We start from the raw sequence: 24,033 nt of genomic DNA, 5'->3' as shown, positions 1-24,033 counted from the left end.
GGGCTCCGTGCACGCTGCGAACGCCCACGGTAGCACGGGCGGCGTCTATATCGACAGCGAGCGGCCGCCGTCGATCCGCACCACTTCACCGGTCGTGTAGCGCGCATCCCGCATCAGCCAAAGCACGGCGGCGGCGACGTCCTCGGCCGAACCGGTGCGCCGCATCGGCACCCGGTCGAGAACGGCCTGCTGTTCCTTCACGGCCTTGCCGCTTTCGGGCCACAGGATGGCCCCGGGCGCGACCGCATTGACGCGTATGTCCGGCGCCAGTTCCAGCGCGAGCGATCGCGTCAGCATCAGCAGCGCGGCCTTGGCCATGCAGTAGACCGTGTGCCCGGCCAGCGGGCGCTCTGCGTAGATATCCGCAATATTGACAATGCAGCCTTGTGAATGTCGCAGCGCCGGCGCAGCGGCCTGGCTCAGGAACAGCGGCGCCCGCGCGTTCGCGGCGAACAGTTCATCCCACTGCCGCGCGTTGATCTTGCCCACTGGCGTGGGATAGAACGCCGACGCATTGTTGACGAGCCCGTCCAGTCGTCCGAACCGGCCAGTGGCGGCATCGATCATGGCGGGCAGGTTCTCCTCCTGTGCCAGTTCACCCTGTACGACCAGGGTGCTGGAAGGTCGCCGCTGCTCCAGCTCCGCGGCCAGCGCATCCAGTGCGTCGCGGGAGTGGCGGCAGTGCAGGACGAGGTCAAACCCCTCCGCATGAAGCCGCCGTGCCACGGTGGCGCCGACACGCCGGGCCGATCCGGTGATCAGGGCAACAGGACGGGATGGGGTCATGCGCGGCATTCCTCGCTATCCTTGCAGTCCCGCGATTGCCGCATACCTCACGGGCGAAATCCAGCCTTGCGCACCGAACTTCCCGAACCCAGCGTCGCCGAGCGCGACCACTCCGCCACGCTCGCCGCGTTCATCCGCAATGAGATCGCCGCGAACGGCCCGATGCCGTTCTCGCGCTTCATGGAAATGGCCCTCTACGCCCCCGGGCTGGGCTACTACAGCGCGGGCAAGACCAAGTTCGGCCGCGACGGCGACTTCATCACGGCACCGGAACTGGGCAGCGTCTTCGCCCGTTGCGTGGCCCGCGCCATGGCGCCCGTGCTGGGCACCGGTGAGAACGCCGACGTCATCGAGCTGGGCGGCGGCAGCGGCGCCTTCGCCCAGGATTGCCTGGAGGAACTCGCCCGGTTGCAGCGCCTGCCCGCGCGCTACCGCATCCTGGAACCCAGTGCCGACCTGCGCGAGCGCCAGCAGCGGCGGCTCAGGGCCGCATTGCCGGCGGCGCTGGCCGCCCGGGTGGAGTGGATCGAGCGGCCGCCGGAAGAAGACTGGGAGGGCGTGCTGTTCGCCAACGAAGTGATCGATGCACTGCCGACGACGCGATTCTGCGTGCGCGACGGCGAGGTGTTCGAAGAGCACGTGGTCGACGACGGTAACGGGGGATTCGCCAGCATCGATCTGCCGGCGGACAGCTTCGTCGCCAACGCCGTGCGCCATGTCGAGCGCGATCTCGGCCACGGGTTCGCCGACGGCTATCGTTCGGAAGTACTGCCGCAACTGCCGTTCTGGATCCAGGCGGTCTGCGGTTCACTCGCGCGCGGCATGGCCATGTTTGTCGACTACGGCTACGCGCGCCGCGAGTACTACCGCGACGATCGCCGTGACGGCACGCTGATCGCCACCTACCGCCACCGTGCGCACGATGATCCGTATCGCCTGGTCGGCCTGCAGGATCTCACGGCCTTCGTCGATTTCAGCGCGCTGGCCGAAGCCGGCGTCACGGCGGGAATGCGCATCGCCGGCATGGGAACCCAGGCCGATTTCCTGATCGCCAATGGCCTTTCCGAGGTATTTTCTGACCTGGGGATGACGGCCGACGAAGTGCAGCGTTATCGCTTGTCGCAGGAAATCAAACGTCTTACCTTGCCGGCCGAAATGGGCGAGAAGTTCAAGGTCATGGCCTTTGAACGCAGCGGCGCGGACTGACGCGCCACGTTGCCTGTAGTGCGCAGAACGGGATTATGTCACCAAGACCACTTCGCTATTTGTTTCTTTGGCGCCTGATGGGGCGTTTGCTGCTCGTTGCCATGCTCGTCGTCTGCCTGCTGCCGGCGCCGGCGGTCGTCGGCGAGGTGCCGATGGGCGACAAGTTCGCCCACCTGGCGGGCTTCGCCGCGTTGATGGGCTGGTACGCCCAGATCTACGCCGCTCCGGCCGATCGGTTGCGCTGTGCCGTCGGTGCGGTGGCGTTCGGCGGCCTGATCGAACTGCTGCAGGCGCTGGTGCCCTACCGCGCCGCGGACGGCATGGACCTGGCGGCCGATGCGCTGGGCGTCCTGCTGGGCTGGGCGCTGGCGACCAGCCCGCTCGGCAACCTGCTCAGCCGCCTGGAGGCGCGGGTTCCGGCCTGATCCGCGCGATCTCGCGCAGCCGGGCCTGGCGCACCGCCTCGCCGATCTCGCGGCCGTCCAGGCCCTTTTCCACGAAGGGTTTTGCGGAGATGGCCGCAGCGGCGGCGTAGGCTTCGCGCAGCCACTGGGCCTGGGGGTAGGCTGACTCGGAAAGGCCGAGCCGGCCGCGCTTGTCCGACTCGCATACCATCAGGAACTGCTCGACGCGCCCCTTCTTGCGGAAGGCGTCGAGCTGCTCGAACACCTCCAGCAGCGTCGCCGGGCGCAGTTCCAGCGCACGATGCGCATGCAGGTGCAGACGGCAGCACAGCACGGCGAGGTCGACATACTCCGACGGCAACCGGTAGCGTTCACCCAGTGCCTGAATCGGTGATACACCGCCTTCTTCGTGCCCGACATGGCGTGGCAGCACGTCGGGCGGCGTCAGCGCCTTGCCCAGGTCGTGCACCAGGGCGCACCAGCCGATCAGCGTGTCGCCGGGTGCCAGGCGCGCGGCCATGTCGACGACCATCTCCGTGTGCACGCCCGTATCGACTTCCGGGTGGTATTCCGGACGCTGCGGCACGCCGTAGAGCGCGTCGATCTCCGGAAACAGCCGCGCCAGCGCACCGCAGGCGCGCAACGCCGCGAGGAATGCCGAGGGCCGAGGCTCGCCCAGCGCCTTGCGCGTCTCGGCCCACACGCGTTCGGCGACCAGGTGATCCACTTCGCCGTTTTGTACCATTTGCCGCATAAGGTCGAGCGTTTCGGGCGCGATGGTGAAACCCAGCGGCGCGTAGCGTGCGGCAAACCGGGCGATGCGAAGCACGCGCACGGGATCTTCGACGAAGGCGGGCGAGACGTGCCGCAGTATGCGTGCCTGGATGTCTGCCGCACCGCCGAACGGATCGACCAGGCGGCCGTGTTCGTCTTCGGCCATGGCATTGATCGTCAGGTCGCGGCGGCGCAGGTCTTCCTCGAGCGTGACGCTTTCGTCTGCGTGGAAGGTAAATCCGGCATAGCCGCGGCCGGATTTGCGTTCGGTGCGGGCAAGGGCGTACTCCTCGCCGGTCTGCGGGTGCAGGAACACCGGGAAATCCTTGCCCACCGGCTTGTAACCCTGCGCCTTGAGCGCCTCGGGCGTGGCGCCGACGATGACGTAGTCGTGATCCGCCACCGGCTTACCCAGCAAGCGGTCCCGCACCGCGCCCCCCACCAGATAGACCTGCATCCGTTTGCGCTCCGCCTGACGTATATCCGACCGTCGAGCTTAGCAGTCCCGGCCTTCACGCGGGGCACGGCAGCCAGGATACCCGCCTGCCCCGGTTCGTTCGCCAACGCGAAGCTCTACACTCGTCCCGCACCGTCGAACCGTCGAGGATCCGATGAAAGCCCTCTACCTTGCCATTGCCCTGCTCGCCATGACCGGCTGTGCCAGCTCGCCGGGTAAGCCGGATGTGCAAAAAGATGCGTTGTACCAATCCCTCGGCGGCATGCCCGGCATCGAACGCCTGGTGGATGCGGCGCTGACGCAGGTCCACGGTGATCTGCGCATCAATCTGTTCTTCGAGAACACCGACCTTGCTGACCTGCGCCGTCTGCTGATCGAACAGATCTGCCAGGCCAGCGGGGGGCCCTGCACCTATACCGGGCGCAGCATGGAAGAGGCGCATTCGGGAATGAATCTCTCTGAGGCGGATTTCGCCGCCTTCGTGGAAGACCTCATCGCCGCGATGAACACCGTGCAGCTGGCCGAATCGACCCAGCAGCAGGTGCTGGGCCTGTTCGGTCCGATGAAACCGCAGGTGGTGGGCCAGTAGGCCTACGCGCCCGGCGTCGCCCGGGTGGTCGCCACGGCGGGCGCGGCGGGTTCCAGCGGAGCAGGGCAGATCACCTTCTTGCGCGCGGTGCTCTTGCTCGGCGGCAGGAACGCCTGGCCGTAGCGTGGCAGGCGGGTTGCCAGGGCGACGGCACTGCCGTTCATCCGCCAGTCGTAGATCACGCTGAAGGCCAGTACGCGCGCCACGTACTCACGCGTTTCGCGGTAGGGGATGCTGGCGATAAAGAAGTCCGGCTCGAGCGCCGAGCGCGCATCAAGCCAGCGCTGTACCGCGCCGGGCCCTGCGTTGTAGGCGGCGCTGGCCAGCCACGGCGCGCCGTTGTACTTGCCGGCCATCTGGGCAAGGTAGCGCGTGCCCAGGGCGATGTTGGTATCGGGCAGGAACAGATCTTCCGGGCGGCTGTAGGGCAGCTTGTTCGCCTTGGCCACGCGGGCGGCGGTTTCGGGAATCAGCTGCATCAGGCCCAGCGCATTGGCGTGCGAGCGGGCGTCCTCCACCCAGGCGCTTTCGGCGCGGATGATGGCGTAGGTCCAGGCCGGGTCGAGGCCGGTTTCGTGTGATTCGCGGCGGATCTGCGGCTCGCGCGCCAGCGGGAAGCGCTGCTCGTAGAGCTTGAGTTCCTCGCCCTTGTTCAGCGCGAACACGGCGCGGTCGTACCAGCCCTCGCGGTAGGCCAGGTCTGCCGCGACACGACGGTTTGCCGGCTCCAGGCGTGCCAGGGTGTGGTCCCACTCCCGCCGGGCTTCGCGGCCGCGGCCGACGGCGCGCCACTCGAAGGCGCGGTCCAGGCCGGTGCGGCGCAGCGATTGCACCAGGTCCGGGCTCGATTCCACGCTCAGCGCGCAAATCGAGTAGGGCTGCTCGGTCCAGTCCGCGGCCAGGAATCCGAAGAAATTCGCCTCGCGCGCCACCGCGGCGAACAGCGGCGCCGCTTCGTCGCGGCGCCCCAGCTTGGTCAGCACGCGGGCGCGCAGGTAGCGCCACTCGGCGTCGGCCTTCTGGGTATCGCTCAGCGCGTCCAGGCCCGCCAGCGCCGCCGGCCAGTCGGACGCCGCCAGGGCGACGCGGACGCGCCATTCGCGAGTGGAATCGGTCTGTGCGGGCGTGGGCAGGTTGGCCAGGCGCGCCAGCGCCTCGGCGCCGAATTCGGTGGCCTGGTACAAGGCCAGCGCAGCAGCGACCTGGCCCTTCTGCGTTTCGCTGAAGGTGAAGCGGCCTTGCAGTGCGAGGAACTGCGCGTGCGCCGATGCCGCCTCGCGGCGGGCCAGTCGCGCCAGCGCATGGGCCACGGCGTCGCGGTGGCGGGCGTCATTCGGCCAGCTCGTGGCCTGCTTCAGGGCAACGGCGGGCTCGCGCAGTGCCAGGGCCAGTCGCGTGGCGGCCGGGCGATCAGCCGCCGGCAGCAGCGCCACCAGCGGCGTAATCCAGCCGGCCTGTCCGGCAGCGGCGGCGTGCTCGATGCGCTGCCACAGCCGGGCGGTGTCGAGCTGCCTGTGTTCCAGCGCCCATTTGACCGGGCCGTCGCACGCCGAAGGCAGGGCGTGGTTGCCTTCCCACAGCGGTTTGATATCGGCGGCGTACGTGAGCTTCGCGCCATCGGCCAGGCGCGCGGAAAGTGCGTGGCAGCTCAGCTCGCGCGTGGCGTTGTCGGAATAGACCGCAAGAAATTCCTTCCACTCGCCGCGCTCGGCGCGAATGCCGAGCCAGGCGCGGCGAAGGTCCTCGCTGGCCATCGCATCGGGCCAGCGCGCGAGAAACGCCTCCAGGTCGGCACGCTTGAGCTTGTCGACGCGCCGCGCCAGTTCCAGCGCCTGCAGCGCGCCCAGCAGGGGATACTCCTCCAGCGTGGGGGCTTCGGCCTTCCAGTCGCGGCCATGCTCGACCGCGTCGAAAGCGCGACGGAATGCAGCGCGCTGCTGGGAGAGATCGGCGGCGAGGGAGGATGCTGCGGGAAAAGCAGCAAGCACGACGGCCAGGCGGAGCAACGCGCGCCATCGGCGCGGCTTGGGCATACTTTCACGACGCATGGGCCGATTCTAGGTACGTGCCGGCGCCCCGTCACCCGCCGTGACCGGAAAAAACCGACGGGATCGCAAATAATTCCGTCTGACGCCGCGGCCCGCAGCCGGTGCCGCGCCGAAGCGCTGCGCTGGAACAGGGAGTAGCAGGGATGTTGGCAGATGTGGCGCTGTATCTGGCGGTCGGTGCGGCCGCCGGCCTCCTGGCGGGCTTGTTGGGCGTGGGCGGCGGACTCATCATCGTGGCGGCCCTGTCGTGGCTGCTGCCGCTGCGCGGTTTTGACCCGGCCCACGTGATGCACGTGGCGCTGGCGACATCGCTGGCCAGCATCATCGTCACGTCGATCTCATCCACGCGGGCGCACTGGCGCCGCGGCAGCGTGCTGTGGCCGACGGTGCGCGTGCTGGCGCCCGGCACGGTCCTGGGCGGTTTTGCCGGCGCGCAGCTGGCGACGTGGCTGGCCAGCGACAGTCTGCGCTGGGTCGTCGCCGGCTATTGCGGCATCGCCGCCGCGCAGCTCCTGTTCGGCCAGGTGCGCAGCCGGGGTGAAGCGGAACAGCCCCCCACGGGGCTGCCGATTTTCGCGGCAGGTGCGGGAATCGGCCTGATGTCCGCCGTTGTCGGCATCGGCGGCGGCAGCATGACGGTGCCGCTGCTGGTGTGGCTGGGGGTTGCGCCGGTGCGCGCCGTCGGCACCTCCGCGGCCTGCGGCTTCGCCATCGCGCTGGCCAGCGCCATCGGCTTCGTCTACGGCGGCTACCGGGTCGATGCGGCCATGCCGCCGGGCAGCATCGGTTTCGTCTACCTGCCCGCCGCTGCCGGAATGGCCTGTGCCTCGGTCCTGGTCGCGCCGCTGGGGGCCCGCCTGGCGCATGCGTTGTCCGGCGATTCGCTCAAGCGCGTCTTCGCCCTGTTCCTGCTGGTGATGGGCGCGGCCGTCGCGCTGTCGTGAGCGCCCCGGCGGGCCATGACTGATGACAGGGGCCGGCCCGCCGAACGCGACGGGAAACGTCCGCATTTGCACCGTCGCCAGAATGTAACCAGTTGATCGTGCAGGAAAGTGGATATTCCCGGTCGGTGCATATGGTGCATTTCCCTGCATCGGCACGGATTTACGCCGACGGCTAGTCAACTCCGGACAAACTGATTTACATTCTTTTCACACCCTTCCGGACATTTGTTCGCGAAGGGTGCGTTTTGCCGGGGGCCGCAAGGCGTCCCCCCATGCGATGAGGGGAGCATCGCGTGTCGCCGAAACCGGTTTGTCGGTCCGCTGCGCGGGTCGGGAGGACTTGCGCGGCCATCGTGCGGCCCTTGAACCGGTCACAACTGAGAATTCGCGTCACTTAACGGGAGTCACGCAATGAAAGTGCTGCACCGCCACAAGCTGAGCCTGACCATCCATGCCCTGACGACCGCCCTCGTGGCCGGCGCATGGGCCATGCCCGTGCTCGCCCAGGGCGATCGTTCGGGTGATGACACGACCAAACTCGAAGCGGTCGAAGTGACCGGTTCGCGCATCAAGAAGGCCGAACTCGAAGGCCAGACGCCGGTCGTCACGATCAGCGCCAAGGACATCGAAGCCACCGGCCTTGGCTCCATCGGCGACGTCATCCAGCGCCTGTCGGTGAGCAGCTCCTCGCTCAACACCAAGTTCAACTCCGCCGGCAACTTCGGTTTTCCGGCTGACGGCGGCGGCGTGGGTTCGGGTTCCACCACCATCTCGCTGCGCAACCTCGGCGCCAAGCGCACGCTGGTGCTGGTCGACGGCCTGCGCTGGGTGAACGAAACCTCGGGTTCGGGCGTGTCGGCGGCGGTCGACCTCAACACCATCCCGGCCAGCGCGGTGGACCGCATCGAGATCCTCACCGACGGCGCCTCGTCGCTGTACGGTTCCGACGCGATCTCGGGCGTGATCAACATCATCACCAAGCGCAAGCAGGAAGGCATGTCGGTCGGCGCCTATTACGGCAACTACTCGATCGGCGACGGCGAGACGACCACCGGCAACATCTCGCTCGGCGGCAGCACCGACCGCCTGGACTTCTTCCTCGACATCAGCCACTTCAAGCAGCACCGCATCAGCTCGGGCGACTGGGACCAGTCCTCGTTCCCGACCCCGGGCGCGGGCCTGGCCGGCGGCAGCTCGTACATTCCGTACACCCGCACCATCTTCTTCCCGGATGACCCGACCAACACCTACGGCGGCCTGTGCCCCCGTCCGGTCGACGCCCAGGGCAACCCGACCGGCCCCGCGCGCTGCAACATCGCCGCGAACGGCACCACCAACGGCGTGCAGCCGTTCCCGGGCGGATTCCATCGCTTCACCAATGCCGACCGCTTCAACTTCGCGCCCTACAACCTGCTGCTGACCCCGAACGAACGCGACGGCCTCTTTGGCCAGGCGCGCTACAAGGTGACCGACAACATCACCTGGTACTTGAAGGGTAGTTACACGACGCGCAAGTCGGTCAACCAGGCGGCACCGGAACCGATCGGCCTGGGTTCGGCGCTCAACACGAGCGACCTGGGCCTGGTCACTGGCGTGCACGTAACCAACCCGTACAACCCGTTCGGCGTCACGCTCGATCCGAATTCGAACTTCGCTGGCCTGGGCCGCCGTCCGGTCGAAGGCGGACCGCGCGTCTTCACGCAGGATGTTGACACCAAGTACTTCGCCACCGGCCTTGAAGGCAGCTTCACCGCCGGCGATCGCGACTTCTACTGGGATGCCAACTACGTCGACAGCACCAACAAGGGCACGCAGACTGTCCGCGGCACCTACAACATTGCGCACATCGCCAAGGCGCTGGGCCCGCTCGCGGCCTGCCAGGCCGATCCGCAGTGCGTACCGCTGAACATCTTCGGCGGCCCGGGCTCGATCACGCCGGAAATGCTCAACTACATCAGCTTCATCGAGAAGGACACCAGCGAGAACATCCTCGAGATGCTGACCGCGAACCTCTCGGGCGATCTGTTCGACCTGCCGGCCGGTTCGCTGGCCTTCGCGACCGGTTACGAACACCGCCGCCAGGAAGGCTCATACACGCCGGACGCGATCGTTGTCGCCGGCGAAGGCAACGGCGTGCCGTCGCTGCCGACCAGCGGTGACTACTCGGTCGATGAGTACTACCTGGAACTGAACATCCCGCTGCTCAAGGACCTGGCCGTTGCCAAGAGCCTGGAGCTGTCGGTGGCCTCGCGCTACTCCGACTACTCCACCTTCGGCGGCACGACCAACAACAAGCTCGGCGTCCGCTGGCAGGTCAACGACGATCTGACCCTGCGCGGCACCTGGGCCGAGGGCTTCCGCGCCCCGTCCATCGGTGAGCTCTACGGCGCACCGGCGCGTTTCGACGCCAGCATCTCCGACCCCTGCAACGGCGCCACCGGCCAGGCCGCGGCCAACTGTATCGCCCAGGGCGTGCCGGATCCGGCGAACTTCGAACAGGCCAATCCGCAGATCTCCACCCGCACGGGCGGCAGCCTCGATCTCGAACCGGAAACCTCTGACAGCATCACCGCTGGCCTCGTCTACAGCCCATCCTGGGCCCACGACACCGGCTGGTCGTCGAAGCTGGACCTCGAACTGACCTACTGGAAGATCAAGCTCGAAGACGCTATCCAGGCGCCGGACGCGCAGACCCAGCTGGACCGCTGCGTGGCGACCAACTCGCCCACGTTCTGCAGCGGCATCGTGCGCGGTTCCTCGGGCGACATCGTCAGCTTCAACAACACCCTGCGCAATCTCGGCCGCATCGATACCCGCGGCTACGACATTGGCGTGAACTGGACCAGCCCCGAATGGAGCTGGGGCACCTGGACCGCCGGCCTTGCCACCACCTACACCGACGAGTACGAATCGGTCGCCACCGACACCGGTCTGGCCGAACCACTCACCGTCGGCGTAGAAACCACCGACCGCGCGATCCCCGAGTGGCGCACCACCGCGACCCTGGGCTGGGCCGTCGAATCGTTCAGCGCGCGCTGGACGAGCCGTTACGTCTCCAGCCTCACCGAGAGCTGCAACCCGGACCTGACCGAAGTCGGCGCCGTCTGCAGCAACCCGAACGCGGACCTCTCCGGCGGCACCAACCACCTGGGCGGCACCACCTTCCACGACGTCCGCGTCAACTGGAAGCTGCCGGTCGATTTCGACTTCACCCTCTCCGCCGGCGTGAACAACCTCTTCGCCAAGGATCCGCCGATCTGCGTCTCCTGCTCGCTCAACGGCTACGACGCGTCCACCTACGACCTGCCTGGCCGTTTCAGCTACATCTCGGCCAACCTGAAGTTCTGATCACCGCTTAAAGTGAAGGAAGAGCCGGGCCGCCTAGTGCGGCCCGCGCTTTTTGGGGCGGGCGGAAAGGGGACTGGATGGGGCCAGGCATGGAATGGCCGGCGTACCGATTGGTGCCAGGCATCCATTGCGCGTGAACCGGTCGGTGCCGGCCATCGTCGGTTGACGCGCGACCTCCGCCCCCTGGGAGTTGGCGTCTCCCCGTGAGCTGGCGTCTGGTGTGCAGCCGGCAAGGCGATCGCGCAGTCGGCGTCTACGTTGGATCGGTTACCGGTTTGCCGGTGGCGGAGTTCGCTCAGAAAAGAAGCCGATTGGTGCCACCCATCATGTCCTCACAGCTTGACTTGTTACATGGCTGAACCGACATCAAGCGCTCGAGCCGCCGCCCGAGGGCAGTGCCGACTGTTCGGGCAATGCAACGAGGATGAACAATGCCGTTTGGAAGCAGGAGCAAGTGGGGGACGAGCGTGCGCGCAGTGGTACTTGCGGCCTGCATCGCATTGGCCGGGGGCGTCCATGCGGAAACGACTGTCGCGGCCGCGCACAAGGGCGACACGATCGACCGAAAGACCGTACGACGCTCGGTTTCCGATACGGTGAAGCTGCTCAACGACGTCTATGTTTACCCGGATACCGCGCGCCGGGTCGGCCTCGAGATGATCGACCGCCTCGAAGCGGGCGCCTACGACCGCATAACGACCAGGCAGGAATTCGCATCCCGCATCGGCTCCGAACTCGATGATCTGAGCGGCGACGGGCATCTGGGCGTGCTCGTCGCCGAAGGTGGCGAAGCGCCGACGCATGTCATGAAGGAAACAACCGACCGATTCCGGCTGAACTACGGCTTCGAGAAGCTTGAGATCCTTCCCGGCAACATCGGCTACCTCAAACTCAACAAGTTCTTCCCGGATGACGAGGCGCGGAACACGGCCGATCACGCACTGGGATTCCTCGGCGGCACGGATGCCCTGATTCTCGACCTGAGCGAGTGCAAGGGCGGCTCACCCGAGCTCGTGAGCCACATGCTGAGCTACTTCTTTGCCGAGAAGACATTGCTCTGGAGCATTGTCGACCGCAACGGCAAGTCCGTGCATGACACCTTCTCGACGACCGGTGCAGGGCCCGCGCGATTCCAGCGCGACTACCCGCTGATCATTCTGACCGGCCCGGATACCGCCAGTGCCGCAGAATTGTTTGCCTACACATTGAAAAGTTTCGGAAAAGCAAGAACCGTCGGCCAGGGAACGACAGGCATTGCCCACATCGTCGGCGCGCTACCCATCAACGAGCACTTCGTCGGCCGCTTCTCCACTTACAGGACGATCAATCCGGTAACGAAAACCGATTGGGAGGGCGTGGGAATCCCGCCCGATGCCGTAGCCGATACGCAGAAGCGCCTGGATGTCGCTGTCGCGATGGCCCGGGCCACCCCGGCGCAGCCGCAATGACCTGCCGGTGCGCGACGATCGGCGTCTCCCACGGATCCGCTTCGACGTGCCACTGACCTGCAATAGCGCGACGCGCGACCACCGCCCCGTAGGAGTTGGCGTCTCCCCGTGAGCGGTGATCGGCGTCCGGTTTGCAGCCGGCGATGACGATCACGCCGTTGGCGTCTGCGGAGGATCGGTCGCCGGTGTGCGGGCTTGGCGAGTTGAGTCGATAGGGTTCCTTGGAAGGGAACCTGCGCAGGTACAGGTGGACATGCCGCCGCCGTGGCCACGGGGCGGAGTGGATGCCGGTGCAGGGATTCGGTGGCATCGTGCCGCTCGTCAGCGGTGCGGGCCTGGAATCAGTGCCTCGGCGGTGCAACGGCAAATGTCACCAGAAACACCATCGCCCCGGCCGATGGCGCGGGCGCTTCCAGCGACATTCGCAAAGCAGGTCATCAAGACGCTATTGAATCAAAAGCGCTTTCCGTAGCCCGGGTAAGCGCAGCGCACCCGGGGTGAACTACACCGTGTCGTCGAATTCAGGTAGTGACGCCGCGCTTCATCATTGCTGCCGCAGCCAGCCCCCGGGTGAAAACCCTGCGGGTTGACCCGGGCTACAGGAAGCGACGCACACGACGCGACGTGAGAGCCGGTGCCTATGGTGGGAACGACTCGACGCCAAGCGCTCGCGCGAGGCGAACGGGCGATCCATGCGGGGAGACATTGCAGCGTCCTCGACGAGTGGGGAACCCGTCACCGGACCGAAGAGGTGACGGACGGCGCATGGTTGGCGTACCGGGCATTCGACCGGCCAGCCTTGCGGCTGCCACGCGCCGCCCGCCGTTGAACCGGAAGGATAGGGCGCCCAGCCGACGACTGGGCGCAAAAAAGCGCCGTCATCGTCGGATGGGCGCTTTTTTGCGGCGCCGAATGCACCAGGACGCCAATCCTGGGCTGCCGGATTTACGGCAGCGGGGTGATTCTGCAAATGAGGCGGCGCTGCGTCAATATGGATTTGGCTTCTGAGGCCATTCAATGGCGTTTGGTGGACGGTCGGGTCAGGATCGCAATTTGCAGGAGAGGTAGAGAGGAGAGGGCAGCGGGTAGCAATTGGGCTGGCTCCTGCCAAGTGCTGGCAACCGTCTCGGCGCCGTTGCTCGTCGCAAATGAACACTCCCTGGCAAATTCCAGACGTTTTGATGACTGGAACAACGGTGGAGTGAGAACGGTGGGTCAAAATAGGGTTGCGAACTATTGTGTCAGATGGTCGGCGTTGCTTCCGTAACTCGAGAATCGCTGTGGGCTGTCGCGCTCTCCGCTTCTCACTAGAGCGCGCCAAAGTTGCACCGGGCGGTGTGCTTGCCGGGCACGTCCAGGTATGAGAGCGCGCTACTGAAGCCGAGTGCTGACACGACTGACTCCCAACGGCAACCCAACTTGCCAATAGCAGAGGTGGTGTAGGTGGTGCGAATTGAGGCGCGAACACGAACGTAGCGACGTCTTTCTGTGGAGAAGCGCGCCGCTCTCCAGGGAGTCTGTTCAACAGAAGCTCGCACAACGAGATGGTCTGCACACAGGGGATAGTAATGAATAACTGTATGAAGGCGCCGTGCATACGCGGTATCGACTGGAGATACTGGAGACGCGTCGCGTCAATTTTGGTCCTGATGTTTCTTGCCGCGACATCCTTTGCGCAGACGTGTCCGCCTCCCGGCGAGTGTCCGCCAGGTAAGACATGCCAATCATTGCAAACAGCACCTTGGAAATACGACTGTGCTTATCACAATGGTTTGGGACCGAATGGTGACGACGAAGGTCGCGCGTGTAAGAACTACAAGGAATTCCCATCAGAAGAGTCGATGAGAGGCGCTAACGACCGGGACATCCAAGTGTCCTATTGCGAACACAATCTTCAGGTCACCGGCCCTTGGAGGCTAATAAGCTGCGTCGGCCCGTTCGGAGATGCTGAGACTCGCATTCCCAGCGGCCAATGTACAAACAGTTCAATGAACGGCATTTGCTTCACCTACAAACCAAGGTTAACGAATGGCTGCGCGACGTATACGGAAAACTTTGCGCTGATCCGGTGGAATCGAAAGCGGGAAGTGAATTGTCCTCCTGGCACTAGAATTGACGTAGGCTCAATGCTTTGTCTAAAGGACAGAATCAACGAACGAAGCAAGGATCAACCATGCGTATTGACTGGAAGGCCGATCAACGCACTGAGCGGTAACAAACGGCTCGTCGAGGCTGACTGGCACGATCCATCGGCGCTAGGGAAGGTCTGAACAAGTCCGACCCGATTGTGTTGAGATAGTACCCTCCCACACAAAGGCACGCGCATGGACCAGATGAGCTTCGGCGACTCCGAGTATGCGAGCAAGCGCAAACGGACCCGCCGCGAGGTGTTTCTGGCAGAGATGGAGCAGGTTATTCCCTGGACGATCCTGCTGAACTTGATCGAGCCGGTGTATCCGAAGGCTGGCAATGGGCGGCGACCGTATCCGCTGAAGGTGATGCTGAAGATTCATCTGATGCAGAACTGGTTCGGGCTGAGCGACCCGGCGATGGAAGAAGCGCTGTACGAGATCGCGTCGATGCGCCAGTTCGCGAGCCTATCGTTGACGAAGCCGATCCCGGACGAGACGACGATTCTCAATTTCCGGAGGTTGCTGGAAACCTACGAGCTGGGTGCCGAGATTCTGGCTCGAGTGAACGGCTATCTGTCGCGCAAAGGGCTGATGCTCAAGCGCGGAACGATGGTGGACGCCACGATCATCGCAGCACCGAGCTCGACGAAGAACGCCGGAGGTGAACGAGATCCGGAGATGCATCAGACGAAGAAGGGGAATGAGTGGTTCTTCGGCATGAAGGCGCACATTGGCGTGGATGTCGACTCCGGACTGGTGCACACGGTGACGACAACCGCAGCGAACGAAGCGGATGTGAATGAAGCGGAGTATCTGCTGCACGGCAAGGAAAGCGTGGTCTATGCCGATGCCGGTTACACGGGCGCGGACAAGCATTCGTCGCGCCGAGGATTGGACTGGCAGATTGCTCGTCGACGCAGCAGCGTGAAGGCAATGCCGGAAGGACGCCAGAAGCGTGCGATCGAGAAAGCGGAGAAGCGCAAGGCGAGTATTCGCGCGCGCGTGGAGCACCCGTTCCGTGTCGTGAAGCGTCAGTTCGGCTACGTGAAGGTGCGCTTCAAGGGACTGGCGAAGAACACGGCGCAGATCCTGACGCTGTTCGCGCTATCGAATCTGTGGATGGCGCGAAAGCGATTGCTGGCGATGACGGGCGAGTTGCGTCCGAAGGTGGCATAGCGCGTTAAAAAGGCTGCTATTTGCAGCCTTTGCAAAGCAATCTCGTTCGCTCTGAACCGATTTTCATCACCACCGGCATGCGACCGAGTCTTCAGACAAGCAGTTTTCGAGGCTTGTTCAGACTTTCCCTAGGCATGTTGTCACTGCGACGAACCTATAACAGCTTTGGCGCACCAGACAAATTGGCAAGCTATTGGTCCATGGGGCTGGCTTGGCGCCACAACTTCGATGTCCGTCTTACGGATTCTGGTACCGGGACTACCAGGACTGTACTGGTGTATCGGGACGACGGTCACCAAGTGGCCTTTCAAGGGTTCCAGGGCGGGATTGCCATTCAACGAGATGAGCGCCTTACGCTGATGGCGTACACCACGTCATCTGTGCGCTATGAGATCATTGACGAAGATGGGCGCGTTGAAAGCTATGACGCCGACGGGCGCCTGACTGCGATTCGCAACATCGCGGGCTTGGGAATCACCCTTTCGTATGACTCCGTTGGCCGCTTGGCTATTAGAGGTGGCTCCGCTTGTTAGGACAACTTCCCGTCGTTGTTAAGTGAGAGTCTGCGGAGTTACGCGGCCTTCTTTTGCGGCAGCGCAGTGAAGTAGGCGTCGTCCGGCGTGCGTCCGTCAAGAGCACTGTGCGGTCGGCGTTGATTATAGAACGTGAAGTATCGGGTCAAACGCTGCGTTGCCTGGGCGATCGATTCGTAGGCATGTAAGTATACCTCTTCATATTTGACCGTTCGCCAGAGTCGCTCGACGAAGACGTTGTCACGCCATGCGCCTTTGCCGTCCATGCTGATCTGGATGCCGTTTTGCTGTAACAGACCGGTGAAGGATTCGCTGGTGAACTGGCTTCCCTGGTCTGTGTTGAAGATCTCCGGCTTGCCGTGTAGATCAAGCGCTTCCTGCAGCGCATCGATGCAGAAGTCAGTCGTCATCGTGTTGGACAATCGCCACGCCAAGACCCGGCGCGTGTACCAGTCAATTACTGCACAAAGGTATATAAATCCCTTTGCCATTGGAATGTAGCTGATGTCCGTCGACCAGACCTGATTGGGACGATCAACCCTCAATGCGCGCAGCAAATATGGATAGATTCGATGTGCCGGATTGGCCGTGCTCGTACGGGGAGCCTGGTAGAGCGCTGCTATGCCCATCTTGCGCATCAGCGTGGCAATGTGCCGTCGTCCCGCGACATGACCCTCTTGCCGCAGCAGATCACGCAGCATGCGCGCACCGGCGAACGGGTGCTCCAAGTGAAGCTCATCGATCCGGCGCATCAACACCAGGTCGGCAGGCGACGTCGATCGCGGCAGGTAGTACACGCTCGATCGCGATAGGTCCAGTATTTCCGCCTGTCGGCTCACCGGCAGGACATGATCGCGATCGATCATCGCTTGGCGCTCGCATCGTCCAGACGACCGAGCGCGACGGCCAAAAAATCGTTCTCCATCGTCAGCTGGCCGATCTTGGCTTGCAGGGCCTTCACATCCACGGTTGGTGTGGGTTCTCGCTCCTGCGAGCCGCCAAAGGCCTCTGCGGCCTTCTCCAGCAGCTGCGCCTTCCACTGCGTGATCTGATTCGGGTGGACGTCAAATCGCTTGGCCAACTCGGGCAGCGTCCGGTCCCCCTTCAAGGTCGCCAGCGCCACCTTGGCTTTGAACTCTGCCGAGTGCTTCCGGCGGGTACGTTTCATCGATTGCTCCTTTCTGGGCGCCTCGGCGCCTCGTCATTGGAGCAGATTCCCACTTAAGCTGCTGTCCGAAATTGCGGAGCCAGCTCTATTGTTGAAGATTCCCACCAGCGAACCTTGACCTTCAACTACACGTCGCCCTGGACTCATGACGTAGCATCGGTCGGCCTTCCCGACGGGAATCAAATCCAATACACCGTTACAAACGGCCTGTTGGAAGCGGTCACGTACCCTGGTGTCGGAAACGTTACGTATCAGTACTATCCCGATGCCCGACCGCTGCAAAGTCGGGAAGCGCTACTGCAGCGTGTGCTGAGAAACGGTGTGGAACACACCTATTACGAGTACAACCAGTCCTATGCCTATGAGGGCGAGGTGCGTAAGCTCGCGACCAAGTCCCGGTTGAGCGGTGCTTATGCGGACTACGGTTTCAGCTACACGATCGGGCAGTCCGCTACGTCGACAGCCATAACAACCCCTAGTGGTGTTACCACGACGATGCGTGGAGTGATTCGCGATGGTCGATTGCTACTCGCCGAGCGCGCCGACAACTGCACGTCTTGTAGCCTTGGCGGCTCGGCTCAGGCGCTGATCTATGACAGTTCAGCGGTCCCTGTGGGCAGTGTTGATTTTCGCGGAAAGACCGTCACTCGAACGGTGAACGCCCGGGGGTTGGAAGAGTCGCGAAAAGAGGCAGCGACATCATCGACAGATAGCAACGGATGTCCGGTTGGCACAACATTTAGTGCTACCACATTCACCGGCGAATGTCCCACTGGTTCCTGTCGAAGTACGACGCCATTTCTAGGTTCGCGGCACGCATCCCGTTTCGGGTTCGACAATGAGTATTTTAGCTGCAAGAGCACGCCAAACCTGACCGGCTCACCAGCCATGCGTACGACAACGACGCAATGGCATGCGACTTTGCCGGTTCCACTTGAGAAGAGCGTGTACAACGCCGCTAACCAACGCAAATCGCTGACTCGTATGGCCTATGATGGTTCAACAGGCCGGCTATTGGCGAAATGCGAGATTGACCCTACAGATCCGCTCGCGGGTACAAACTACGATTGTTCGTCCGCGCCAGCGAATTCGGCGAAGGTGCAGCGCTGGGCATATGCCTACTGTACGGCGGCCGACGCCAGTGCGCCAAATTCCACCTGTCCTCTGGTGGGTCTACGCAAGACCGTGAACGGTCCGCGCGATCCCAGCGAAGCCGGTATGGCCGGTGGGGATGACGTTACTTCGTATACCTACTACGGAACTGCCGACCAGACCAACTGCGGCATGCTGGTAGGGCCTTGCCACCGCAAGGGCGACTTGTGGAAGGTGACAGATGCCATGGGGCGTACTACGGAATTCGTCGCATACGACAAGGCTGGTCGCGTTGTCCGCTCGAAGGACGGAAACGGAACGCTGACAGACTACGTGTATAACGAGCGTGGCTGGCTAAAGTCCCGCACAGTCCGCCACCACGCCACTGGTCTCATTTCGCCTTCCCTGGACGCCACCACCAGTTTTGGTCATGACGCGGCCGGCAACATTACACGCGTAACCCAGCCGGATGGCGCGTACTTGGACTATATCTATGACACGGCTTACCGGCTGACGGACATTGTGGACATTCTAGGGGGGCGTATCCACTACACGCTGGACGCCGCGGGGAATCGGACAGGAGAGGATACGTTTGACACGGGCAACAGCCTCAAGCGAACAGTGGCTCGCCAATTCGATCAGTTAAATCGCCTCAAGAAGAGCTTGAACGCGTCGAATGTCCCGACATTCAACTCCGAGGTGTTCAACGACGGGTTAGTGAATGGTTACGACGTCAACGGTAACCTGGTGCGGTACGTCGATGGATTGGGCTCACAGACCTTTCGTTCGTACGATCCGCTGAATAGGCTGGTGACGACTGTTCAGGACTACTCGGGAACTGATCCGGAGACGTCGAATGCAACGTCGGTCTACGGATACGACGTTCTCGACAATCTGACTTCAGTGACAGACCCGGACGTTCTCACAACGACGTATGTCTATGACGGCCTCAACAAACTTGTGGAGATCAATAGCCCGGACACGGGGTACTCATCTTACGGTTATGACAAGGCCGGAAACCGAATTCGTCGTACCGACAATCGTGGCATTACGACGAACTTTACGTACGATCGACTGAACCGATTGACTGGCATCTCCTATGCAAACAGCTCGCTGAATGTCACCTACGTTTATGACCAGCCGGATGCGGTCACAGGATGTTTGGCTTCTTTCCCGATTGGCCGATTGACGCGCATGACGGATCAGTCAGGTACGACCACCTACTGCTACGACCGCCGCGGAAATGTGCTCAAAAGGGTCCAGGCGGTCGCGAGCAGTACACTGACGATCGGAAGAACGTACACCAAGTCTGATCGCGTCCTGACGATGACTTACCCGAGCGGGGGCGTGGCCACGTACACGCGAGACGCAGCTGGTCGAGCAGTTGGTTTGACGTGGAAGGCGACTGCCACCAGCAATCCGGTCACTGTAGTCAGTTCGGTTACCTACTATCCGTTTGGGCCGCCACACGTCTTGACGTTTGGCAATGGCCGCACGCTTAGCAAGACGTACGACCAGGACTACGCCATTGACAAGATCGTTAGTTCGGGACCCGGCGGACTGGTGCTTGATTTCTCTTTGGACTCAATGGGGAATGTCCAGGAGGCCAGCGACGCGATAGCGCAAGTGACGCCTGATCGAAAATTCGTGTACGACAAACATTCACGTCTTTCTAAGGTCACCGACGGCTTTGGCGCAATGGTCGAGGACTACGGCTACAACAAGACCGGAGACCGAGTGTCGAAGCAATTCGTCGGGCAACCAGCGCAGAGCTATACCTACCTTCCTGGTACTCATCGATTGCAAGCTGTTGGCGGTGTGTCCCGTGTCTTGACCCCGGATCCTTGGACCCGATGGAATGTTAGCCATCACCGAGGAAGACGACATGGGAAAGAAGAGCGAATTGGCTGCTGCGAAGCGCGTAGAGATAGTCCTGGCGTTGTTGCGCAAGGAGGAGCCGGCGACGCAACTGGCGCGGCGGTATGGGATTAGCGAGCAGACGCTGTACCGATGGCGGGATGAGTTCATTTCGGGCGGCCAGGCGCGGCTGTCGGGAAAGGGCGGTACGGAGCCGGGGGCGGGCAAGGAGCTGGAGAAGTTGCAGCGTGAGATTGAGTCGCGTGAGCAGGTGATTGGTGAGTTGACGTTCGCCAACCGCATTCTAAAAAAGCTCATGGGCCCGTCGCTCTGACCTCGGAGCAGCGGGCCATGATCGAAGAGGCATGGTGCAGTGGCACTGGGCTGCGGCTCAAGCAGGTGCTTGCGCACATGGGTATCGCGGCGTCGAGTTGGTATCACCGGCCGGCTGCCGAGCAGAAGCGGCCGGGGCCGGCCCCCAGGCCACTGGATGAGGGGCTCAAGGCGGTGGTTCTTGCGTTCGCCCACCGCTATCCGTGGTGGGGTTACAAGCGTCTGGCGATCGTCATGCGTCGAGCTGGGGAGGTTGTCAGCAAGAAGTTCGTCTATGCGGTGTTCAAGGCGGAGAAACTGCTGCAGCGGCGTCGCGCGACATCTGCAGAGCTGCACCAGAGCGCAAAGCTGTTCGACCTGTTGCCTACGCGTCCCAATGCGTTGTGGCAAGCCGATGTGACCTACCTGCACATACCTGGTCACGGCTGGTGGTATGCCGTGACAGTCATCGACTATTACAGCCGCTACCTGCTGGCGCTGCATTTGACATCGAGCTATTCGGCACCCCAGATCAATCGCGCCATCGATCTTGCCATGGAGGAAGCGCAACGCATTCACGGCAAACTGGAGCAGACGCCCTTTCTGGTTACCGACAACGGGAGTAGTTTTCTGGCGAAGCGATTCCAGTCGCACATCAAAGGCCAGTTCTCACACGTACGAACGCGCTACCGGACGCCTCAGCAATTGGGGTTGCTGGAACGTTTCCATCAAACGCTAAAACGTGAAGAGGTATACTGGCAGTTATACGATTCACCGCAAGATGCTCGGGAGAAGCTGAGCCAGTTCCACGTCCGCTACAACACAATCCGACCACACTGGGCATTGATGCCTGCCGCCGGAGGAGATGAACTGACTCCACACGATGTATACGCCCAGAACCAAGCTGTGGTGTTGCCGAAATGGCAAGGTTGGGCGAAGGCGGCGCGAAAGAAGCTAGACGAAGCGCTGGCTCATGATGCATCGTTGAAGCTGGCCGCCTGACCTGGGGCGGCCTCACACAAATCCAGGCACGCCGGGTCCAAGGGGACTGGGGGCAAGACACCCGCACCTATGACGACAATGGAAACACAACAAGTCGGGGTGACGGTTTGAGTGCCGTGTACGATGTGCGCAACCGCTTAGAGGGCGTGAGTATGGAAGAGGGGTCCTCGCAGCGAATGGCACCGCCGGCTGGGCGAGTTCGTCGGCTGGCCGCCGCAAGTACCTCTGAAGCTCGAAACGTGGGATATGTCTACAACGGTCGCGGGGAAAGAGTAGGTAAGGTGGATTCGACGTACGCAGGCCAAATGCACTATGTCTACGGAGCAGGCGGACAGTTGCTTCGAAGTGGGACCAGCGAAGCACCGTCTTCCGTAGAATATCTGTATCTCGACGAGATTCCTGTTGCCCAGTTGGATTTGACAGGGATTAACTATTTGGAAACAGATCACCTTGGCACACCGCGAGTGGCGGCCTCTGCCGCGTCTAATGCACAGACATGGCGATGGGATTTTCTGACCACGGCATTCGGCGAACATCCCCCGGTGGAGGGAAGCACGTCGGTCTCCCTCCGCTATCCTGGTCAAGTGTTTGATTCGGAAAGTGGGCTGCACTACAACTATTTCCGTAACTATGACCCGACGGTTGGCCGGTATGTAGAGAGCGATCCGATTGGGTTGAGAGATGGTGTGTCGACGTATAGTTACGTTAGGGGGCGTCCTTCGACGCTTGTCGATACGCTCGGACTATTCAGTATTCAACAAAAATGCCCTGAATGTAGCGACACATGGCACGCAAATCTTGATAAGGACATCGCCAATAGCTGCGTTGTCGGTACCGCCCGTATTAAAGAAGACTCTCTGAGGAAATGCGTAGAGTTGCGTTGCAAAACAGGCAAAGTGAAGGTTCATTGCAAGGCACCATATCCTGGATACTACGACTGCCCCGATCCCAAGAAGGATCCGGACAAGCCATATGAGCACGATGTGATCAATATTTCCGCCTATGACTTAGCTACGGATAAACCTACTACCGGACTCGGAGAGTCGGCCATACATGAGTGGGCGCATTCGTGCAATTGGGGGCACGTCGATACGGGATTGGGCGTCCCCGCCAGGAAGAAGAGTGTTGATCCAGAGGCATCACAAGACCAGCGATGTCGCCCGTCGCTGCCAATGGGAGAGTTTCTATGATGGCTTGTTCGGAAACACTATTGATCGCGGGATTGTTGGTTTTTCCCATTGTTGGGATCTCGAATTGCATCGCGGACGATGGGCGGTACTCACAGCGTGTAGGCGGTCCTGAGCTCACATTTCAGGTGCCGGTCGGGTTTGCGCAGTGTGAGATTTACGGTGTGGAGGGCAATCAACTGCAATGGTCAAAATCGTCGTCGACTGTTTCATATGAGCGAGTTTGGAGGTCAGACTGGGAAGACGCCCCGACCAGCGGTAGAAACTTCTGTACTCAGAAGCTTGCTCGCGCTGATGTGAAGTTCGCCTTCAGCGAGAGTGAGGCCGTGACTGGAGTAGCGTGGAGGGTAACGCTCCGAATGCGATCTCCAGATTCCTCACCGGGTTATGACTACGTGAGCGTATTCGGCGAAGATCAGAACGAAGTCTGCGAGGTTGCAGCGGGGATCCTGGACAGCTACTCGTATTCGAACCTTGTTACTCGCATCGACATTGACCATATTCCTGAGGATGCTGGTTACGTTGTGCTGATCAACCATGACGGCCAAGTGCGTGCGGCAGTCGTAGGGGAGGTCGTGGCGAGGAATGGCGGTCGGGTCGTCGAGATTAGCAAGCGATTCGTGAAAATTGCGGAGCTTAGGCCAGACGAATCGGGCGGGTATTCTTATTTTTATACGAAACTCAATTGGGATCCGGAGCGCAGGAAGCATTCCAGAAATCTAAGGAAGACGGACTAGGTGCTCAACGTAAACGACGCTGTAATGTGAATCGAGTGGCTGTTCTTTGCTAGTGTGGGTGTTCCGTCAATCCGCTTAACTAATTGCCCGCCCCTGCTAGAAGATCGTAATCGTCCGGCGCCGCCACCTTCCCCGCCGAGATTCACCGAGGAATGCTCGCCGCTCAATTTCCTGGAGCGACGAGTATGCAATCGGCAAAGACGAAACAGTTCTGGCAGCGCCACGTTGACGGCTGGAGATCAAGCGGCCTGACGCAGAAGCAGTACAGTCAGAAGCACGGCGTCAACGCACTGACGTTGGCACAGTGGAGCCACCGGCTCAAGCGTGATCGCACCGAAGTACCTGGTCGCGCGCTGGTGCCAGTCCGGGTTGTCGGCGAAGTTTCGCCTGCGACGATTCAGGTGCAGCATGATGCGTGGCGCATTTCGGTGCCGGTTGGGACGGATACGCATTGGTTAGCCACGCTGATGCGCGAGATCGTGGCATGCTGAGCCCGACGGCCTGGTGGATCGCGATCGAGCCGGTCGATCTTCGGTGTGGCATGGATCGCTTGCTGGCAACGATCGCGATTCAGTTTGGCCACGACGGTGCCGCCGGCGGGGCCTACGTCTTTCGCAATCGCAGTGGCACGCGCATCAAGGTCGTGTGCGCTGATGGCAGCGGCGTGTGGATGTGCGTGCGACGACTCAGAGAGGGGCGATTCGTCTGGCCGCGCAGTACCGATCGCGTTTGCGAGATCGATGCGCAATCGTTCGCGTGGTTATGCACGGGCGTTGATTGGCATCGATTAAGCGCCAGACCGCTGGTCGGCGCGCTGGTATAACTTTACAATC

At 62.3% G+C, this 24,033-nt stretch carries 19 protein-coding genes; 15 read left to right on the top strand and 4 right to left on the bottom strand.

The window, feature by feature from the left end; all coding sequences use genetic code 11:
* Positions 1 to 45: 45 nt before the first annotated feature.
* A complete protein-coding gene (locus tag N4264_RS00820) occupies positions 46 to 786 on the bottom strand; it encodes a pteridine reductase (protein WP_261695188.1) in 741 nt (246 codons plus the stop codon).
* A 66-nt stretch (positions 787 to 852) separates the two neighbouring features.
* Here N4264_RS00820 and N4264_RS00815 point away from each other — a divergent pair, with 66 nt between their 5' ends.
* Positions 853 to 1,992, top strand: coding sequence for a class I SAM-dependent methyltransferase (locus tag N4264_RS00815; RefSeq protein ID WP_261695187.1), 1,140 nt, complete (start codon positions 853 to 855; stop codon positions 1,990 to 1,992).
* A gap of 77 nt (positions 1,993 to 2,069) precedes the next feature.
* Complete coding sequence (locus N4264_RS00810; protein WP_261695186.1) at positions 2,070 to 2,417, top strand: VanZ family protein; 348 nt, start codon at positions 2,070 to 2,072, stop codon at positions 2,415 to 2,417.
* Here N4264_RS00810 and N4264_RS00805 read toward each other — a convergent pair.
* A complete protein-coding gene (locus N4264_RS00805; RefSeq protein WP_261695185.1) occupies positions 2,386 to 3,627 on the bottom strand; it encodes a multifunctional CCA addition/repair protein in 1,242 nt (413 codons plus the stop codon). The genes N4264_RS00810 and N4264_RS00805 overlap by 32 nt on opposite strands.
* A gap of 154 nt (positions 3,628 to 3,781) precedes the next feature.
* Between N4264_RS00805 and N4264_RS00800 the strand changes: the two genes are divergently transcribed.
* The gene (locus N4264_RS00800; RefSeq protein WP_261695184.1) at positions 3,782 to 4,216 is read left to right on the top strand and encodes a group I truncated hemoglobin; all 435 of its coding nucleotides are present in this window, start codon (positions 3,782 to 3,784) and stop codon (positions 4,214 to 4,216) included.
* Positions 4,217 to 4,218: 2 nt separating this feature from the next.
* Here the strand turns inward: N4264_RS00800 and N4264_RS00795 are convergent, their stop codons facing one another.
* Complete coding sequence (locus tag N4264_RS00795; RefSeq protein WP_261695183.1) at positions 4,219 to 6,264, bottom strand: lytic transglycosylase domain-containing protein; 2,046 nt, start codon at positions 6,262 to 6,264, stop codon at positions 4,219 to 4,221.
* 143 nt (positions 6,265 to 6,407) lie between these two features.
* Between N4264_RS00795 and N4264_RS00790 the strand changes: the two genes are divergently transcribed.
* The 5 genes from N4264_RS00790 to N4264_RS25745 all read left to right on the top strand — a co-directional run bounded on the left by N4264_RS00790 (position 6,408) and on the right by N4264_RS25745 (position 15,845).
* Entirely contained in the window at positions 6,408 to 7,208 is an 801-nt protein-coding gene (locus N4264_RS00790) for a sulfite exporter TauE/SafE family protein (protein ID WP_261695182.1), read from the top strand.
* A 411-nt stretch (positions 7,209 to 7,619) separates the two neighbouring features.
* Entirely contained in the window at positions 7,620 to 10,556 is a 2,937-nt protein-coding gene (locus tag N4264_RS00785) for a TonB-dependent receptor (RefSeq protein WP_261695181.1), read from the top strand.
* A gap of 467 nt (positions 10,557 to 11,023) precedes the next feature.
* Positions 11,024 to 12,004, top strand: a complete 981-nt coding sequence (locus N4264_RS00780) for a S41 family peptidase (RefSeq protein WP_261695180.1) — start codon at positions 11,024 to 11,026, stop codon at positions 12,002 to 12,004.
* 2,324 nt (positions 12,005 to 14,328) lie between these two features.
* Positions 14,329 to 15,312: an IS5 family transposase gene (locus N4264_RS00775; RefSeq protein ID WP_261692799.1), complete on the top strand. Its 984-nt coding sequence runs from the start codon at positions 14,329 to 14,331 to the stop codon at positions 15,310 to 15,312.
* Positions 15,313 to 15,389: 77 nt separating this feature from the next.
* On the top strand, positions 15,390 to 15,845 hold the full coding sequence (locus N4264_RS25745) for an RHS repeat domain-containing protein (RefSeq protein ID WP_425508326.1): 456 nt from the start codon (positions 15,390 to 15,392) through the stop codon (positions 15,843 to 15,845).
* Positions 15,846 to 15,883: 38 nt separating this feature from the next.
* On the opposite strand, the gene N4264_RS00770 is transcribed toward N4264_RS25745, so the two are convergent.
* A protein-coding gene (locus tag N4264_RS00770) for an IS3 family transposase (protein WP_261693907.1) occupies positions 15,884 to 17,013 on the bottom strand; the annotation gives its coding sequence in 2 pieces (ribosomal slippage) (positions 15,884 to 16,752 and positions 16,752 to 17,013; 1,131 coding nt in all).
* 114 nt (positions 17,014 to 17,127) lie between these two features.
* Between N4264_RS00770 and N4264_RS00765 the strand changes: the two genes are divergently transcribed.
* From N4264_RS00765 to tnpB, 7 genes are all read left to right on the top strand, one after another.
* Positions 17,128 to 20,097 (top strand): RHS repeat domain-containing protein, encoded by a 2,970-nt coding sequence (locus N4264_RS00765; RefSeq protein WP_261695179.1) that lies wholly within the window; start codon positions 17,128 to 17,130, stop codon positions 20,095 to 20,097.
* Entirely contained in the window at positions 20,045 to 20,296 is a 252-nt protein-coding gene (locus N4264_RS00760) for a helix-turn-helix domain-containing protein (RefSeq protein ID WP_261695178.1), read from the top strand. Before N4264_RS00765 ends, N4264_RS00760 begins: the two co-directional genes overlap by 53 nt.
* A gap of 17 nt (positions 20,297 to 20,313) precedes the next feature.
* Positions 20,314 to 21,276, top strand: a complete 963-nt coding sequence (locus tag N4264_RS00755; protein WP_261695177.1) for a DDE-type integrase/transposase/recombinase — start codon at positions 20,314 to 20,316, stop codon at positions 21,274 to 21,276.
* 305 nt (positions 21,277 to 21,581) lie between these two features.
* Positions 21,582 to 22,466: an RHS repeat-associated core domain-containing protein gene (locus N4264_RS00750; RefSeq protein WP_261695176.1), complete on the top strand. Its 885-nt coding sequence runs from the start codon at positions 21,582 to 21,584 to the stop codon at positions 22,464 to 22,466.
* Positions 22,463 to 23,200 (top strand): pilus assembly protein PilP, encoded by a 738-nt coding sequence (locus N4264_RS00745; RefSeq protein WP_261695175.1) that lies wholly within the window; start codon positions 22,463 to 22,465, stop codon positions 23,198 to 23,200. Before N4264_RS00750 ends, N4264_RS00745 begins: the two co-directional genes overlap by 4 nt.
* A gap of 185 nt (positions 23,201 to 23,385) precedes the next feature.
* Positions 23,386 to 23,691 (top strand): IS66 family insertion sequence element accessory protein TnpA, encoded by a 306-nt coding sequence (tnpA, locus tag N4264_RS00740; RefSeq protein ID WP_261695174.1) that lies wholly within the window; start codon positions 23,386 to 23,388, stop codon positions 23,689 to 23,691.
* Entirely contained in the window at positions 23,685 to 24,023 is a 339-nt protein-coding gene (gene tnpB / locus N4264_RS00735) for an IS66 family insertion sequence element accessory protein TnpB (protein WP_261695173.1), read from the top strand. The genes tnpA and tnpB overlap by 7 nt, the downstream gene beginning before the upstream one ends.
* Positions 24,024 to 24,033: the final 10 nt, after the last annotated feature.

Source organism: Tahibacter amnicola, from assembly GCF_025398735.1.
GTDB classification, from domain to species: domain Bacteria; phylum Pseudomonadota; class Gammaproteobacteria; order Xanthomonadales; family Rhodanobacteraceae; genus Tahibacter; species Tahibacter amnicola.
Note: the sequence above shows the minus strand (reverse complement) of the source record. Positions and strands in the feature narration are given on the sequence as shown.

Excerpts from the sequence above, each read along its gene's own strand:
- N4264_RS00820 (WP_261695188.1), bottom strand. The coding sequence starts at position 786 with ATGACCCCATCCCGTCCTGTTGCCCTGATCACCGGATCGGCCCGGCGT.
- N4264_RS00810 (WP_261695186.1), top strand. The coding sequence starts at position 2,070 with ATGGGGCGTTTGCTGCTCGTTGCCATGCTCGTCGTCTGCCTGCTGCCG.
- N4264_RS00805 (WP_261695185.1), bottom strand. The coding sequence starts at position 3,627 with ATGCAGGTCTATCTGGTGGGGGGCGCGGTGCGGGACCGCTTGCTGGGT.
- N4264_RS00800 (WP_261695184.1), top strand. The coding sequence starts at position 3,782 with ATGAAAGCCCTCTACCTTGCCATTGCCCTGCTCGCCATGACCGGCTGT.
- N4264_RS00795 (WP_261695183.1), bottom strand. The coding sequence starts at position 6,264 with ATGCGTCGTGAAAGTATGCCCAAGCCGCGCCGATGGCGCGCGTTGCTC.
- N4264_RS00790 (WP_261695182.1), top strand. The coding sequence starts at position 6,408 with ATGTTGGCAGATGTGGCGCTGTATCTGGCGGTCGGTGCGGCCGCCGGC.
- N4264_RS00785 (WP_261695181.1), top strand. The coding sequence starts at position 7,620 with ATGAAAGTGCTGCACCGCCACAAGCTGAGCCTGACCATCCATGCCCTG.
- N4264_RS00775 (WP_261692799.1), top strand. The coding sequence starts at position 14,329 with ATGGACCAGATGAGCTTCGGCGACTCCGAGTATGCGAGCAAGCGCAAA.
- N4264_RS25745 (WP_425508326.1), top strand. The coding sequence starts at position 15,390 with ATGCGACCGAGTCTTCAGACAAGCAGTTTTCGAGGCTTGTTCAGACTT.
- N4264_RS00755 (WP_261695177.1), top strand. The coding sequence starts at position 20,314 with ATGATCGAAGAGGCATGGTGCAGTGGCACTGGGCTGCGGCTCAAGCAG.
- N4264_RS00750 (WP_261695176.1), top strand. The coding sequence starts at position 21,582 with ATGCACTATGTCTACGGAGCAGGCGGACAGTTGCTTCGAAGTGGGACC.
- N4264_RS00745 (WP_261695175.1), top strand. The coding sequence starts at position 22,463 with ATGATGGCTTGTTCGGAAACACTATTGATCGCGGGATTGTTGGTTTTT.
- tnpA (WP_261695174.1), top strand. The coding sequence starts at position 23,386 with ATGCAATCGGCAAAGACGAAACAGTTCTGGCAGCGCCACGTTGACGGC.
- tnpB (WP_261695173.1), top strand. The coding sequence starts at position 23,685 with ATGCTGAGCCCGACGGCCTGGTGGATCGCGATCGAGCCGGTCGATCTT.